Consider the following 15,394-nt stretch of genomic DNA (forward strand, 5'->3'; position numbering starts at 1 on the left):
CGGCATGCTCGTCACCCAAGGCCCGTCCGCATTGTCAGTCACGCCATGAATCGCCCCGAGACGCCCCGCCCCGCCGCTGTCTCCCATGCCGCTCCCGAGCGCACGCTGAGACTGCTGAGCTGCAACATCCTCGCGGGCGCCAGCGTGCAGCGTTACAGCGACTACGTCACCCGCAGCGTCAACGCCGTGCTGCCGGGTCGCAGCAAGCTGGACAACCTCGACTCCCTGGCCAGCCTGCTCCACGAATTTGACGTCGTGGGCTTGCAGGAAGCCGACGCCGGCAGCCTTCGCTCCGGTTTTCTCAACCAGACCCGCTACCTGGCAGAAGCCGCCGGCATGCCGTTCTGGAGCCACCAGCCCAACCGGCCCATGGCCCGCGTTGCGCATTCGGCCAATGGCCTCATCAGCCGCATCGAGCCCACCGAAGTCATCGACTATCCGCTGCCGGGCCGTATCCGCGGTCGTGGCGCGTTGTTCGTGCGCTTTGGCGAGGGCCCGGCCTCACTCGTGGTCGTCATCGCCCATCTGTCGCTGGGCGCCGCCGCCCGCGTGGGCCAGCTGGCGTTTATTGCCGAGCTGCTGGCCAATCATCCGCACGCCGTGCTGATGGGCGACCTCAACACCGTGCCGGAAAGTCCGGAAATGCAGCGATTGTTCGAAAAAACGTCGTTGCAGATGCCTGCCGTGCACACGCCCACGTTTCCCAGCTGGAAGCCCAAGCGCGCGCTTGACCACATTCTGACCTCGGCCGACATCAAGCTGGATCGCACGTGGACATTGCCCCGCGCATTCTCCGATCATCTGCCGATTGCTGCTGAAATCCGTCTTCCAGCCATGCTGGCGGAGGCCGCTGCGTCCCCGAAAGGAAACACCCGCTCATGAAGACCCGCCTGCGCCTTGCGGCGCCCTGGATCGCCGCCATCGTCATCGGGGCCATTGGCGTCGTCCTGCGCTTCTACGTGGTGGAGCCGCAGTACATGCAGCACGCGTGCGAGGAAGGCGTGGCGATGTGGTGGTGTTCGTACCGCCAGGCGGTTGTCGTGGGCTTTCTGACCAATGGCTACGGCTACGCCGCTGTCGCAGCCGCGCTGTTGTCACTGGTGTGGCGCCATCCGTTCCCGGCCGCGCTGGCCGCTGGCCTGGGCCTGCTGGCGCTTCAGCTTTACTGCTTTGAAGCGGGCGCCCTCGCCCTTCTGATTGGCGCCCTGCGCCTTGTACGCGTGCAGTCGCAACCGGCTAGCGCGGCACCCGCCGCAGCCTGACGCTCCGCCAGCCCGGCGCTCCTCTTGGGGAGTGAGCCCGCTAACGCCCGGGCACTCGCCCGATGCCTGCATCCCGGCCCTTCACCTGAAGCGCTCGCCGGATCACTTCCGCAAGGTCAAACCCTGGCCGGCTCGGATGCCGCCGCACGCCGCCCCAGCCACCAGGCCCGCAGCACCGGCAATGCCAGCGCAAGGTTCAACACGAGCCACGTCCAGCTGACCAGATTGACGCCCATCTCCTGCACCACCATCGACGCGCCCAGCACCGGAATCCAGACAGCCATCAGGCGCTCTTCCACCAACGGAAGACTGCGATCCATGGATGTGCGCAGCAGCCCCAGCAACGCGAAACCCATGCACGGCACGGCGAAAAGGCCAATGGGAAAGTCGCGGTAGCGGCCGCTGAACACCAGCAGCAACCCGTACAGCGTCAGCACAAACATCCAGAAGAAGCGCTGCGTGGTGAATACATCCACCGTCCAGCGACGGGCCGTGACCGTCGCTGCGGTGACCTGCATGGCGCTTTCCACGATGCGCACGCTTGCCAGACGGGTGGCAATCGCACGGGCCAGCGTCAGCGCCGTCAGCAGGGCGATCGCGCCCGCAGCGATACCGACGAGCCACTCCGTGTTGTTGCGGCACGCATACGACAGCAAGCGCACATGCGCAGCCAGCGCCGTGCCCGTCGCAAAGCCGGCCAGCAGCAGCGCCAGCGCCCCCGCTGCACCACGCCAGCGACGGCGCACGCAGCCCGCGGCCAGGAACAGCAGCGAGCCGACACCGCCCGCACCCATCGCCCACAGCCAGCGCGGCTCTTCCACCACCGGGCCCTGCATGGGGAACTTGGGTTTCGCATCTACATCGAAAATGCCCCAGTAGCCACCTACCGTGCCTTCCAGGTCGCGCTTCCACGGTTGATCGAACGCTTCGATCACGTTGTAAGGCATGTGCACGGAGGCGGCGTAAGCCAGGAACTCACGCAGATAGCGCGCTTCGTTGACCAGGCTCGCGCTGGCGTACTGACGGGTACGCCCCTGACTGGGCCAGCCGGTTTCGCCAATCATGATTTCCCTGCCGGGGAATTGCGCCTGCATATGCGCATACACGCCAGCCACATGGGCCACGGCGCGCTCCGGCGCCACCGGCTCGTCTTCCCAGTAAGGAAGGATGTGGATCGTGAGGTAGTCCACCGCCTTGGCAACCTGCGGATTGCGCAGCCAGAACTCCCACACGTCGGCGTAGGTGACAGGGACGCTGGTGTGCGAGCGCACCCGCTCGATATACCCCATCAGCTGACGCGGCGTCAGTTCGCCACGCAGCAGTACCTCGTTGCCCACAATGATGCCGCGCAGATTGGCGTGCTGGCGCTTGGCCACTTCCAGGCCGTGAGCAATTTCGCTTTCGTTGACGGCCGGATCGCGCGCAAGCCAGATGCCCATCAGCACTTTCATGCCATAGCGGCCGGCGATTTCCGGAACGACGTCCAGACCATGCCCCATCGAGTAAGTGCGAACGCAATCAAAACGGGCGGAGAGCGCCTTGAGATCAGCGTCGATCCGCTCCGGCGGAATCACTGCGTACACATCGAACGGTGTCTCGCCCTTTAGCCGGAACGGTGCATAGGACACGCAGGCGATGCGCGACGTGGGCGCTTCGGGAAGGTCTACCGGACGGCCGAGTGCCCACCAATAAGCGGCGCCAGCCAGCGCGCACAGTACAAGCACAATCCATGCGAGCGGTCGCGCGAGACGCGCAAGAGGGGTGTGGGGCGACATGCGGGTCCTGGTAAACGATAAGCCCGGCAAGCTTAGCGGCAGGAGGGCGCGTGGCGAAGCCCCGCAGATTCATCCGGTCTGCGCGGACTCATGAACTACAATCGGACGGGACCCCGAAAGCTATCGAAGGAAAGGCACATGCCCGCACACCCGGCATCGCGACGCCCAGTCTCCCCACTGCGCCGCCTCGGCCGTCACGCCATGCTGTTTGTGGGCGCCTGCCTGCTCGCCGCCCAGGCGCAGGCTGTCGGCACTGACTCGCAGCGAGCCCGCTTTCGTCAGGCCTATGCCGCCGCCCAACAAGGGGGCGACGCCTGGCGTGCGCAAGCTCAAGGCCTGGAGAGCTATTCGATCTATCCCTACCTGGAAGCGGCCGCTCTCGAACACGACCTGCGCCAGCTCGACCGCGCCCCCGTGGACGCCTATCTGGCCCGCTACCCCAACATGATCCCGGCGAACGACCTGCGCCGCGATTACCTGGGCGAACTGGCCCGGCGCAAGGACTGGACCACATTCGCCTCGATGTACCAGCCGGGCCTGGGCGACAGCCTTACCTGCTTTGCCCTGCAGGCCAAACTGGCACGCGGGGAGCCGCTGGATTTCAATCGCGACCTCGCAGACCTCTGGAAAAAGGCCAGCCTGCCCAACGCATGCGATCCGGTGATTGCCGCTGCCCACGATCAGGGCCTGCTGACGCCTGATCGGTTGTGGTCGCGCATCCAGATCGCCACCGATGCTGGCAAAGGGGGCACCGTCGCTTCTCTGGCACCGTGGTTGCCACCGACCGATGCCAGCGCCGCCCGCAATATTGCGCTGGCGATGACCGACCCGACCCGCGCCGTAGCCGACGCCGCCAACTGGCCCGACACACCCCGGCACCGGCAGGCCGTGGTGCTTGCCGTACAGCGCCTCGCGCGCCGGCAGTCCATCGCGGCCGACGCCGCCTGGACGTCGCTGTCACCGCGCTTCCGCCTGGACGATCAGCAGCGCGGCGCCGTGCTCAACACACTGGCGCTGTTTCACGCCACCGACTTCGACGAAAGCGCACTGGATCGCCTGGCCGCGCTGCCGCCCGGCGCACAGACCGACGCTACCCGCGAGTGGCGCGTACGCGTCGCGCTGGCGCGCCAGGACTGGACAGCCGCTCTCGCCGCGCTGGATGCCCTGAGTGAATCGCAGAAGCAGGACGGCGAGTGGCGTTATTTTCGTGCGGTGGTCTACGGCAAGCTTGGCCGCAACAGCGAGTCGCAGTCGATGTATCAGTCGGTATCCCAGGAGGCCACCTACTTCGGCTTCCTCGCCTCCGACCGCCTGAATACGGCGTACGCCATCTGCCCGTCGTCCATCGCCACCGATCCGTCGCGCGAACGGGCGCTGCTGGCCGACCCGTCACTGGACCGTGCGTTTGAGCTCTACGCCGTGGGCCTGCAAAAGCTGGCCCGTCGTGAGTGGAACCAGGCCATGAGCGGCGCCACGCCCGACACCCAGCGCCTTGCCGCTGACCTGGCCTACCGTCAGGGCTGGTACGACCGCGCGGTGTTCACCCTCAGCTCCGGTGATGCATTGCGCCTTTACGAGCAGCGTTTCCCGCTGGCCCGTCAGGATGGCGTCATCGAGCAGTCGAGCCAGGCGGGCATCGAACCGTCCTGGGCTTACGCCATCATTCGCGCTGAAAGCGCATGGATGAGCGACGCACGCTCAGGCGCCGATGCGCGCGGCCTGATGCAGTTGCTGCCGGATACCGCATCCAACGTCGCACGCCGTAACGGGCTGCCGTGGAATGGCGGCGAAAGCCTCTACGATCCGCCGACCAACATTCAGTTGGGCACACGCTACCTCGCGCAGATGGCCGCGCGCTACAACGGCGCACCCTGGCTGGCCAGCGCCGCGTACAACGCCGGCCCCGGCAAGGTGGACCAGTGGCTTGCTGCGCGCGGCACGCTGGACCCGGACCTCTTCGTGGTCAGCATTCCCTACAAGGAAACCCGCGAATACGTGGCCCGCGTGATGGCATTCGCCGTCATCTACGACTGGCGCGTCAACGGCAGCGCCATACCGCTCAGCTCGCGCATGACGGCCATCGGCCAGACCTACACGTTGCCCACCGCTGGCACGCTCCGTCGTCAGGTCACCTGCCCCGCACCAGCCGTCAGCAAACCTGCCCCGCCCAGCGTACCTGCCGTGCAGCAGTCGGCGCCGGATGCCGCATCGGCTTCGTCGGTGGGAGAGCAGCCATGAGCCTTCTGCCGTCGACCATGAAAGCCGTGGAGATTTCCCGGCCCGGCCCGCCCGACGTGCTGACGCTGGTGGATCGCCCCGTGCCTTCGCTGCGCCCGGGCGACGTGCTGATTCGCGTGGCGGCCGCCGGCATCAACCGCGCCGACACCGGACAACGCGCCGGCACCTATCCGCCACCGCCGGGCGCCTCTGACCTTCCCGGACTGGAAGTGTCGGGCCGCATCGTCGCCATGGGCGCGGACGCGGGCGACTGGAAAGTGGGCGATGCCGTATGTGCGCTCGTCGATGGGGGCGGGTACGCCCAATACGTGGCGGTACCGGCTGGCCAGTGCCTGCCGGTGCCCAAAGGGCTCAACTGGATCGAAGCGGCTGCCCTCCCGGAAACCTGCTTCACGGTGTGGACCAACGTGTTTGATCGCGCACGCCTCATCGCGGGAGAAACGTTCCTCGTGCACGGCGGCAGCAGCGGCATCGGCACCACGGCCATTCCACTGGCCCGCGCATTGGGCGCGCGCGTATTCACCACGGTGGGCACGAAGGCGAAGGCTGATGCCTGCCTTGCGCTGGGCGCCGAACGCGCCATCAATTACCGCGATGAAGACTTCGTTGCCGTGGTGAAGTCCCTGACCGATGGTGCAGGCGTCGATGTAATCCTCGACATGGTCGGCGGCGACTATGCGCCACGCAACATCAATGCGCTGGCCATGGATGGACGGCTCGTCATGATTGCCCTGCCCCATGGCCGCCAGGCGGAGCTGGATCTGGGCAAGATCATCTTCCGCCGCCTTACCGTTACCGGCTCGGGCCTGCGCGCCCTGCCGCCTGCCCGCAAGGCGCATATCGGTGCCTCGCTGCTCGCGAAGGTGTGGCCCCTGATCGAAGCGGGCACCTTCCGCCCGATCATCCATGCCACGTTCCTGTTAAGTGATGCTGCGGCGGCACATGCATTGATGGAAGATGGCAGTCATATTGGCAAAATCATGCTGGATGTCGACCCGACCCTCGCCCAACCCTGAAGGCAGCACATGAAACCGCAGCGTATCGTGATACTGGGCGGCACGGGATTCGTGGGTAGCACGCTGGTGCCTCGTCTCGCTGCGGAAGGGCATCAAATCGTGCTGCTGTCGCGCAACCGGCAGGCGCGCCGTCAGCACTCCGTCGCTCCCGGCGTGATGCTGCATACGGCCGACATCTACGACGCCGCCGCGTTACGTCCTTATTTCGCCGATGCAGACACCGTGATCAACCTGGTGGGCATTCTCAACGAGAGCGGATCAGATACCTTTCAGCGCGCGCACGTAGAGCTGACCCAGACGGTGATCAATACCTGCCGCGATACCGGCGTGCGTCGTCTGCATCAGATGAGCTCGCTGAAAGCCGGCCAGGGTCTGTCGAAATATCTGAAGACCCGCGGCGAGGCCGAATCGCTGATCAAGCACTCTGGCCTGGACTGGACGCTTTATGAGCCCAGCACCATTTTTGGCCCGGGTGACGGGCTGGTCACACGCTTTGCCGGATTGCTGAAAACCCTTCCCGTCATGCCGCTGGCCAGGCCGCGCGCAAAGATGGCGCCGGTATACGTGGGCGACGTCGCGGAAGCAATGCGCCGATGTATCGCCAATCCAGCAGTATCGCTGAATCGCAGTTTCGAGCTGTACGGACGCGAGACGCTGACGCTGCTGGATATCGTGCGCCACATCCGCGATGCGGCCGGCCTGAAGCGTGTGGTGCTGCCGCTTCCGGACAGCCTGGGCATGCTCCAGGCCGAAGTGGCGCAATGGATGCCCGGCAAACCGTTCACCCCGGACAATTTCCGCTCGCTGCGCACCGACTCGGTGGGCAAGACGGATGGCCTGGCCATGCTGGGCATCCAGCCCCAATCGTTCACCGCGTGGCTGCCACGCCTGCTGGGCAAACCAGTGCGCCAGCGTCGACTGGACGACGCGCGGAGCATGCGCCGTTAATATCGCGGCATGAAACGTTATCTGGTTGGCGGCGCCGTCCGCGACAAACTCCTGGGCCGTGCGGTGGTTGACCGCGATTTCGTGGTGGTAGGCGCCTCGCCGCCCGAGATGATCGCGGCCGGCTACAAGCCGGTGGGCAAAGACTTCCCCGTATTCCTTGAGCCCGGGACGGGCGAGGAATATGCGCTGGCACGTACGGAACGCAAGACCGGGCGTGGCTATCACGGGTTCTCATTCCAGGCCGACGCGTCGGTGACGCTGGAAGAAGATCTGGAACGCCGCGATCTGACGATCAATGCCATCGCCGAGGCGGAAGACGGCACGCTGGTCGATCCTTACGGAGGCGTGCGAGATATTGAGCAGCGCGTGTTGCGCCATGTGTCTGCCGCATTCGTGGAAGACCCGGTTCGCCTCCTCCGTGTTGCGCGCTTTGCGGCGCGTTATGCCCCGCTGGGCTTCACCGTTGCAGACGAAACGATGACCCTCATGCAGCAGATGGTCGCCGATGGCGAGATCGACCATCTGGTGCCCGAACGCGTGTGGGCGGAAACGCGCAAGGCACTGGCCGAGCCGCAGCCTTCCGCGTTCCTTCGGGTGCTGCGCGAAAGTCATGCGCTTGCCGTGCTGTTTCCCGAAGTGGATGCGCTGTATGGCGTGCCGCAGCGCGCCGAATATCACCCCGAGATCGACTGCGGCATTCACGTGGAGATGGTGCTGGACATGGCTGCACGCATTGCGCCCGGCGATGCGCTGGTGGGCTACTGCGCGCTGACCCATGACCTCGGCAAGGCGCTTACGCCGGCCGACGTGCTGCCGCGCCATGTAATGCACGAGCAGCGCGGGATCGCGCCCGTGCAGGAAATGTCACAGCGCCTGAAGGTGCCGAATGATTTCGCCGCCATGGCCAGTGCTGTATGCCGCTATCACCTCAACGCGCATATGGCGTTCGAGCTGAAGCCAGGCACGATACTGAAGCTGCTGGATGCGTTGGGCGCGTTGCGCCGCCCGGAGCGCCTGGAAACGTTTCTGCATGCGTGCGAAGCGGACAAGCGCGGAAGGCTGGGCAGCGAGGATGCTGCGTATCCCCAGGCCAACTACCTGCGTGCCGCTCGTGACGCAGCCGCCGCCGTGTCGTCACAGCCTTTCGTCGAGAAAGGCCTCGTGGGCCCCGCCATCGGCGAAGCGCTGGACCGTGCACGCGTAAAAGCCATCGCATCGGTACCCAAACCGGCCTGACACTGTGCGAGCGCTTACAGGCGCGAGCCGCGGTCTTCGAGCATAAGTTCGGCAGGCAGCACCACGGCATTCAGGCCACGCGCGAAAAGCATGGCCTGAAAGCGCTCGCCCATTTCGTCGGGCATTGTGAGCTTTTTCACCTGCTGGGCGAGTCGATAACGGGTAGCCTCATCCTCGGTACCCATATAGCCCTCTTCAAAAAATTCCTGAAGACCCGAGGCAATGAGGAACTGCGCCTGCGGCACGTACGCCGCCACACCGAAGCCGGCATTGTTGCCCGCCTCCGCCAACGCCGTGAAATCCACCGACGCCGTGATGTCCTGAAGACCCGGCGCATGCAGCGCATCAGCATGCATGTAATGCCGATAGAACGCACGCAGCGTACCGTCTGTGCGCTCGGGCAGATAGAACTCCGAACGCGGGTAACCGTAGTCGATGAAGAGCATCGCGCCCTTCTCCAGCGTGCCCGCGACCGCCTGCATCCAATAGGGAAGCTGCGGAAGAATTTCGGTGCGGTAACCGGCCTCGAAGTCGCGCCCGAGATCGCGCTCCACGTGGCGCACGGCGCCACCCACCAGCGCATCCGCAGGGCGATAGGTAATCCCAAGGCGGCCATCGCCATCCAGTACCACGTATTCTTCGTACACCTCGCCGTCGCGCATGGTGAAACGCGTGGTCGGAAGTGCATCGATCACCTCGTTGGCGAACAGCACGCCAGCCCAACTTTCTTCAGGCGGCGCATCCAGCCACACCACGCGCGCGAAGACATCTGGAGCCAGTGCGAGAGCCAGGCGTTCGCGCTGGCGTTCGCGCAGGTCGGCGCTGGGTTCAAGAATCATGTAACGACGCGGAAGCACGCCCTCGCGCTGCATGGCGCCAATGGCCACCTCGGCAAAGGAACCGCTTCCACCACCCAGTTCGAGGAACTCAGCCTCGTCACCCAGGCTGGCCAGGATGGGCTTCAACGATCGGACCACGCACTGTGCAAACAGCGGACCCAGCTCGGGCGCCGTGACGAAATCGCCTTCCGCGCCAAACTTGGCCTTGCCCGCGCTGTAGTAGCCAAGGCCCGGCGTATACAGCGCGCGCTCCATGAAACGGGAGAAAGGCATCGGGCCATTGACGGCGATGTCTTCGCGCATCATCGCCAGCAGGTGATCGGAATGGGCGCGCTCGTCGGCGCTGGGTTCAGGCAATCGGGCAGTCATTCAGGGCACGGACGTGTTGGGCCAGTGCAAAGGATAACGGATCGCCTGAACCCGCGCCGGAAGGGCTTCAGAAGTCCTTCTGCACCGAAAGGTACACACCACGGCGTGGACCAAACTGCGGCGCACCCACGCCAATGCCCGAACCGTCACGCAGCTCGTAGGTACGATCCAGCACGTTCAGGACGGCCAACTGGGTGTGCAGGGCACCCATGTGATCGAAGTTGAAGTCGTGGGCGATGCTCAGATTCAGCTGGAAGTAGGCAGGCATGGTGGCGCCATTGGGCACCGTGCCATCACGACGAAGGCCCGAGCCGAAGAGGTAGTCCGCACCGATCTTCGTGCTGGAATCAATGGCGTAATTGATGCCGCCCGACGAGGTGTACTTCTGGTCGTGGTCGAGATGGATGTAGTTGTATGCGATGTAAGCGAGATCTTCCGGCGAGAAGTTGTACTGGCCGGTGATGATGTTCTTGCCCAGCGAACGGTTGTACGCAAAGTTGAAGTACGCGGTGAGCGGACCACCGTCGTAGTTCAGTGTGAACTCGGTGCCCTGGATGCGACCCTGATCGTAGTTGAACGTGGAATACACTACGGCCGCACCGAACTGGCCTTCATCCTGGATGCGCGCCACGCGGCGATAGTAGGCATCCAGACCCACCGTCCACTGGCTTCCCAGCTTCTGCGACACACCCACGTCGTAGTAGTTGGAGCGCTCGCTCAACGGCGTGTTGTCGCCGTTGGCCGGAAGCGCGTTCGTCGTGTTTGCGAACTTCTCGATGGATGCCGTGGTGATGGCCTCGGTGGCCGGGGGCGTGAAGTAGCGCGAATAGCCCGCGTGCACCGTGGTGCTGTCGTTCGGCTGCCAGATGGCACCGATGCGCGGACTCAGCTGGCTTTCGGTACGGAACGCATCGTACTTGTCGGCACGCACACCATAATTCACCGTCCAGTGATCGCCGATGCTCCATTCGTCCTGCGCGTAAAGCGCATACGTGCGCGCCAGAACGCGGCTGGTATCCAGAATGTTGAAGGGCACGGTGCTGGTCTGATTGCCAGCATCGTCTGCCGGGAAAACCAGCGAGTTGTTGGTGGAGCGTGCGTTCTCGTACGAGCCATACGCGCCGTAACGCAGCGTGTGGTTGTCGCCCAGCGGCGTCGAGAAATCGGCTTGCAGCGTGGTGGCACGGTTGCTGCGGCGCACATCCGATGCCACGCCGTTGAACATCAGATCGCCGATGTCGTCGGGCGTGAATGTGAGGCCGCTGTAACGCTCACCCACTGACACCTGATACGCGGTTTCGCCCATCTTTCCCTGCAACGACAGGATGCCGAAGCGGGTCTTTTCCTGCTGCTGTTCGTTGAGGCTGGCGGAGTCGAAATGGGTGACATCCAGGTAACCGAACTTCACGTCCTGCCCCGGATTGTTGGGGATTTCAAAGCGATTATTGGTCGCGCCGAACATGAAGCTGATGCGCGTATCGTTGTTGATCAGATACGACACATCACCGAACGCCTTCACCTGATTGGTGTGGTCGTGAATCGGCTTGCGGCTGGACGTGGGATTTTCGATGCCCACGTCACTGGTCAGGTAATTGGCGGTGGCAAACCAGCTCCAGTTGCCTTCGCGCCCGAAGATGGTCGCGTTGGGGTTCAGCGTGCCGAAGCTGCCACCGGTCATGCCGACGCTGCCGCCCGTGCCGTCTTTGCCCGTGCGCGTGGTGATGTCCACGATGGCGGCTGTGCGCTCGCCGTACTGTGCGGGCAACGCACCCGTCAGGAGCTTCACGTTGTCGATCAGGCGCGCGTCCAGCGTCTGACCGAAACCACCGATACTTTCCGGAATCAGCACGCCGTTGATGCGGTACTGCAAATTGGCGTGATCGCCGCGTACGTGCAGCTGGCCGTATGAATCCTGCACAACGCCGGGCGCCTGCAACACCACCTGATTCAGCGGTGTGGAATCGCCCAGCGGCAATGCCTGGATCGTCTGGCGATCCATGACGTACTGGCTGCTTCCGGTGTCCGGCGACAGGCTGTTGCGCGCCTCGTCCAGTCGCGCGCTCACGTCCACCGCACTCAGATTGGTGGCTTTCTGAGGAGCGGGCGTTGCGTCCTGCGCAAGGGCGGAAACAGCAGGCAGGCCAGCAAGTGCGACAGCGATGGCCAAAGCCAGGCGAGCATTCTTCATGAGCGTCTTCTTCTGAGGTCGGGGACGATGGAGCTGAATGTTATAATGTTTCATTAGTATCCGGATCGGTTCCTTTCGTCCGGCTTTCGCTTCATTCAGGGCTCACAAAGCTGCCGACACCATGGTCGCAGACGCCATGGCGGAGAACATGATGCCGAAAGACACACAGACCTCCGGGTCGAAAGAAATTGTGGCTGCACGCCCGATGCACGAAGAGAGCCCGGTAGCGCGCGCCATACTGGAATTTGTGAGTCGCATTCCTGAAAGCGAGGTTCCGCGCAGCGCTGATGCCGCAGAAACTTGCCGAAATATCGCCAGTGCCGCCGCCAACCGCGCCGCACTTACTGCGGGCTCACTGGCCTTGCCGCCGGGTCCGTTGGGCTGGCTGACTGTCTTGCCCGAACTCGTCGCCATCTGGCGGATTCAGGGTCAGATGGTCAGTGATATCGCCGCGGCGTTCGGAAAAACACCCAAACTCGGCCGCGAACAGATGCTCTGGTGCCTTTTCCGGCATACGGCCGCCCAGGCCTTCCGCGACGTGGCCATTCGCGTGGGTGACCGCCTCATCTTCCGCACCACGGCTACCAGCGTCCTGCAGCGGCTTGCCCAGCGCATCGGCGTCAGCGTGTCCAAGCGTGCCGTAGGCAAGGGCATTTCGCGCTGGCTGCCCATTGTGGGCGCGCTGGGCGTGGGCGCTTATGCGTATTACGACACGGGACAGGTAGCGAAGACGGCGATCGACCTCTTCAGCGGTGACATCCACGTTGAAGACGGTGACGGGGAGGCACCCGCCCCGGCAAAAAAATCGCGTAAGGCGGCCGCTGCCAACAATAAGGCGCCCGCCGCTGCCGTGACCACGGTCGCCCGGAAGAAGGTTGCGGCCAAATCGCCGGTGAAAAAGAAGGCGGCAAAGTCCGCCGCCCGCCCCGCGACAGCGAAGAAGCCGTCCGTACAAAAAAAGGCGGCAGGCAAGACTGCCGCGGCGAAGAAATCCGCCACGCCGCGCAAAACTGCCACGAAGAAAACGACAGCCAGCAAGGCGACGAAGAAATCCGTCGCCCGCCGGCCCGCGGCCAGCCAGTGACCTTCACGCGTGATTCCGGCAAGCTCCCGCTTCATGACTGACAGGGAGAGCCCCATGAATGCGAAGCGAGTCGTACTGGTTACCGGAGGAGGACGTCGCGTGGGCGCCGCCATCGTGCGGCGACTGCACGAAACAGGCTGCGACATCGCGCTGCACTACCTTCGCTCCGACGTGGAGGCAGCCGCGCTGGCAGAGGAACTGTCTTCGCGACGCGCGGGCAGCGTGACCACCTTCCGCGCGGATTTGTCCACGCCCGAGGCACCACGGCAGATGATGGATCAGGTGCTGGCGCATTTCGGGCAACTGGATGGCCTGGTCAACAACGCCTCATCGTTTTACCCCACGCCCATCGACACGGCGACACAGGCCCAGTGGGACGATGTTTTCGCGGCAAATGCGCGTGCGCCGTTTTTCCTGGCCCAGGCTGCAGCACCCGCGTTGCGCGCCGCGCATGGCAGCATCGTGAACATGGTGGATATCTACGGCGAGCGCCCACTCGCCGGACACGCGATCTATTCGATGGCAAAAGCCGCGCTTGGCATGCTGACGCAGGCGCTTGCCAAAGACCTCGCTCCCGACGTGCGCGTTAACGCGGTGGCACCGGGTGCGATCCTCTGGCCAGAGTCGGGCAAGGATGCCGCCGCCGCAGCAGCGCTGATGGAAAAGACACCGCTGGGTCGCTTGGGACAGACCGATGAAGTGGCCGAGGCCGTGCGCTGGCTGCTGTTTGATGCGAAATACACCACGGGCCAGACCGTGCGTGTGGATGGCGGCCGGGCATTGATGATCTGACACAGTAAGCTGCGTGCATCAGGTTTACCGAAACCTGTATCTGCGAGCTTGACCGCTACAGGACGCTAGCCTCATTCATTCAAGGCCGCGCCGCCCAAAGACCTCGCCGTACGTCGGCACACATAAAAAAAGGGAGCCATCCTGGCTCCCTCTCAGGTCCTTGCGGGACAGTTTCGTGCTGGTTGTGCGTCCCCACACCTTCATCGAAACGATCGCTCCATCGACAGGCGAATCTTAGGCGCCACACGTCGATGCAATCTTGAGATCCGTCTCACCCATGCCTCACACCTTCGAGCGAAACGCACCTTCCAGCAGAAGCGTATCGAAGCCGCCGCCCGCGCGTCCCTCTTGCGCGTAGCGATACAGCGCCGCGGAATAGATGCCCTGCAATGCAGCCTGGATCAGCGATGCCGCCAGCAAGGCCAGGCATGTGGCGAATCCCACCACATAGGCCAGCTTCATCCACTCCATCGACACCAGCAGCAGAAACATGCCACCAAACGTGACGAAGATACCGAACGTGACCAAGCCAAAAGCCAGGCCCAGGCCACCGTTGCCGATAAGATTTTCGCCCCACGTTTTACGCAGCAGTTCAACGCTGCGCTTCAACGCATCCACCGGACCAATATTCTGACTGGCAAGCACGGGCACCACGAGAAACGACGCCACCGTCCACCCAAGCCCCAGAAGGCCCGCCACCAGACGCCCAACGATTCCCATCCGCTCCTGCGCGGCGCGCAGCAGCACGCCGACCGTGGCAGAAATCAGTGCATATCCGATGATCGCCGGTAGCCGCGCCCATGCCGCATCCAGGCCATCCTTCAACGTGGGCGTGCCGCCACGCAATCGCACCAGCGCCGAAGAAACCAGCGCCGTGTTGAAGAAAAAAATGATCGTGTACTGCACGAGGTAAAACAGCATCAGCGCAACGAATGCCACGGGCGAAAAATGCTCCCCATGCAGACCTCGTCCTTCACCATAGCCAAGGAAAGGCACAAAAAACGTTGCCGCCACAATGATCGAGCAGATGCCCGAAAGCAGCGGAAACAGCGCCAACACCTTGTCCTGCTGAAGCACCTGCGCACTGACCTTGATCAGGCCCCAGCTACGGGCAAACTTTCCAGTCATACCAACACTCCCCCTGTCGAGTGGCGACGTTTGTAGCACGATGTCGGGGATTGCGGCAGTCGGCCAATTCCAGAAAAAACATCAAAAAGGCAGATGTTTTCCAGCAAGAGTGTTGCACCACGTACAACTTAACTTAGGTACTTTGCATCACGCTTGTCGAAGGCAGGTCTAGTGCCTTCCAAAATATCGACAATCTTCTGATTGATGAGCGGGTCTTCAATCGAACCAGTGATGTACGTCACCTCATGGCTCTGGTCCTTCTTCATCTCGGCACAGATGGCGGTGGCGCTTAACTTGGTGCCGCCGGATGTCTGAGGAGCCGGCTGCGCGCTACAAGCCCCCATGGTGACGAAGATAAAAACCAAGCACAGCAAAGAGGGTGACTTGTTCATGGCGTCCCTTTCTTGGGCATCCCTTTCTAAGGACAGTGACCGATTCTCGTCCCACCGGAGCGTTAGGATCGTAACGCTTGATTGCGTTGCTCGGTGTGCCAAGGATTGCAAGAGTGATAACGCGATC

13 protein-coding genes are annotated in these 15,394 nt (G+C 63.5%); 8 read left to right on the forward strand and 5 right to left on the reverse strand.

The features are described 5' to 3' along the window. The first annotated feature begins 45 nt into the window (after window positions 1-45). Together FHW69_RS03985 and FHW69_RS03990 are read left to right on the forward strand one after the other, a co-directional pair. Entirely contained in the window at window positions 46-882 is an 837-nt protein-coding gene (locus FHW69_RS03985) for an endonuclease/exonuclease/phosphatase family protein (RefSeq protein ID WP_183421704.1), read from the forward strand. Next, window positions 879-1,262, forward strand: coding sequence for a hypothetical protein (locus tag FHW69_RS03990; RefSeq protein WP_183421705.1), 384 nt, complete (start codon window positions 879-881; stop codon window positions 1,260-1,262). Before FHW69_RS03985 ends, FHW69_RS03990 begins: the two co-directional genes overlap by 4 nt. Before the next feature lie 116 nt (window positions 1,263-1,378). Here FHW69_RS03990 and FHW69_RS03995 read toward each other — a convergent pair whose 3' ends face one another. Next, window positions 1,379-3,037, reverse strand: a complete 1,659-nt coding sequence (locus FHW69_RS03995) for a glycosyl hydrolase family 17 protein (RefSeq protein ID WP_183421706.1) — start codon at window positions 3,035-3,037, stop codon at window positions 1,379-1,381. Window positions 3,038-3,175: 138 nt separating this feature from the next. On the opposite strand from FHW69_RS03995, the gene FHW69_RS04000 reads away from it, so the two are divergent. From FHW69_RS04000 to FHW69_RS04015, 4 genes are read left to right on the forward strand one after another with little or no spacing between them, the layout of a single operon-like run. Then, window positions 3,176-5,275, forward strand: a complete 2,100-nt coding sequence (locus tag FHW69_RS04000) for a transglycosylase SLT domain-containing protein (RefSeq protein WP_183421707.1) — start codon at window positions 3,176-3,178, stop codon at window positions 5,273-5,275. Further along, window positions 5,272-6,291, forward strand: a complete 1,020-nt coding sequence (locus tag FHW69_RS04005) for an NAD(P)H-quinone oxidoreductase (protein ID WP_255494499.1) — start codon at window positions 5,272-5,274, stop codon at window positions 6,289-6,291. The genes FHW69_RS04000 and FHW69_RS04005 overlap by 4 nt, the downstream gene beginning before the upstream one ends. Window positions 6,292-6,300: 9 nt before the next feature. Then, window positions 6,301-7,239 (forward strand): complex I NDUFA9 subunit family protein, encoded by a 939-nt coding sequence (locus FHW69_RS04010; RefSeq protein WP_183421708.1) that lies wholly within the window; start codon window positions 6,301-6,303, stop codon window positions 7,237-7,239. 9 nt (window positions 7,240-7,248) lie between these two features. Further along, window positions 7,249-8,475 carry a multifunctional CCA addition/repair protein gene (locus tag FHW69_RS04015; protein WP_183421709.1) on the forward strand — a complete coding sequence of 409 codons (1,227 nt, stop codon included), beginning with the start codon at window positions 7,249-7,251 and terminating at the stop codon, window positions 8,473-8,475. A gap of 14 nt (window positions 8,476-8,489) precedes the next feature. Here FHW69_RS04015 and FHW69_RS04020 read toward each other — a convergent pair whose 3' ends face one another. After that, window positions 8,490-9,683, reverse strand: a complete 1,194-nt coding sequence (locus FHW69_RS04020; RefSeq protein ID WP_183421710.1) for an SAM-dependent methyltransferase — start codon at window positions 9,681-9,683, stop codon at window positions 8,490-8,492. A gap of 67 nt (window positions 9,684-9,750) precedes the next feature. Further along, entirely contained in the window at window positions 9,751-11,871 is a 2,121-nt protein-coding gene (locus FHW69_RS04025; protein ID WP_183421711.1) for a TonB-dependent receptor, read from the reverse strand. A 121-nt stretch (window positions 11,872-11,992) separates the two neighbouring features. Between FHW69_RS04025 and FHW69_RS18940 the strand changes: the two genes are divergently transcribed. Next, a complete protein-coding gene (locus tag FHW69_RS18940; protein ID WP_255494500.1) occupies window positions 11,993-12,955 on the forward strand; it encodes an EcsC family protein in 963 nt (320 codons plus the stop codon). A 54-nt stretch (window positions 12,956-13,009) separates the two neighbouring features. Then, a complete protein-coding gene (locus tag FHW69_RS04035; RefSeq protein WP_183421712.1) occupies window positions 13,010-13,747 on the forward strand; it encodes a pteridine reductase in 738 nt (245 codons plus the stop codon). 282 nt (window positions 13,748-14,029) lie between these two features. On the opposite strand, the gene FHW69_RS04040 is transcribed toward FHW69_RS04035, so the two are convergent. Both FHW69_RS04040 and FHW69_RS04045 read right to left on the reverse strand, forming a co-directional pair. Next, the gene (locus FHW69_RS04040; RefSeq protein ID WP_183421713.1) at window positions 14,030-14,875 is read right to left on the reverse strand and encodes a DUF6159 family protein; all 846 of its coding nucleotides are present in this window, start codon (window positions 14,873-14,875) and stop codon (window positions 14,030-14,032) included. 128 nt (window positions 14,876-15,003) lie between these two features. Beyond that, entirely contained in the window at window positions 15,004-15,267 is a 264-nt protein-coding gene (locus tag FHW69_RS04045) for a hypothetical protein (protein ID WP_183421714.1), read from the reverse strand. Between the last annotated feature and the right edge of the window lie 127 nt (window positions 15,268-15,394).

The organism is Luteibacter sp. Sphag1AF, assembly GCF_014192715.1.
Classification (GTDB): domain Bacteria; phylum Pseudomonadota; class Gammaproteobacteria; order Xanthomonadales; family Rhodanobacteraceae; genus Luteibacter.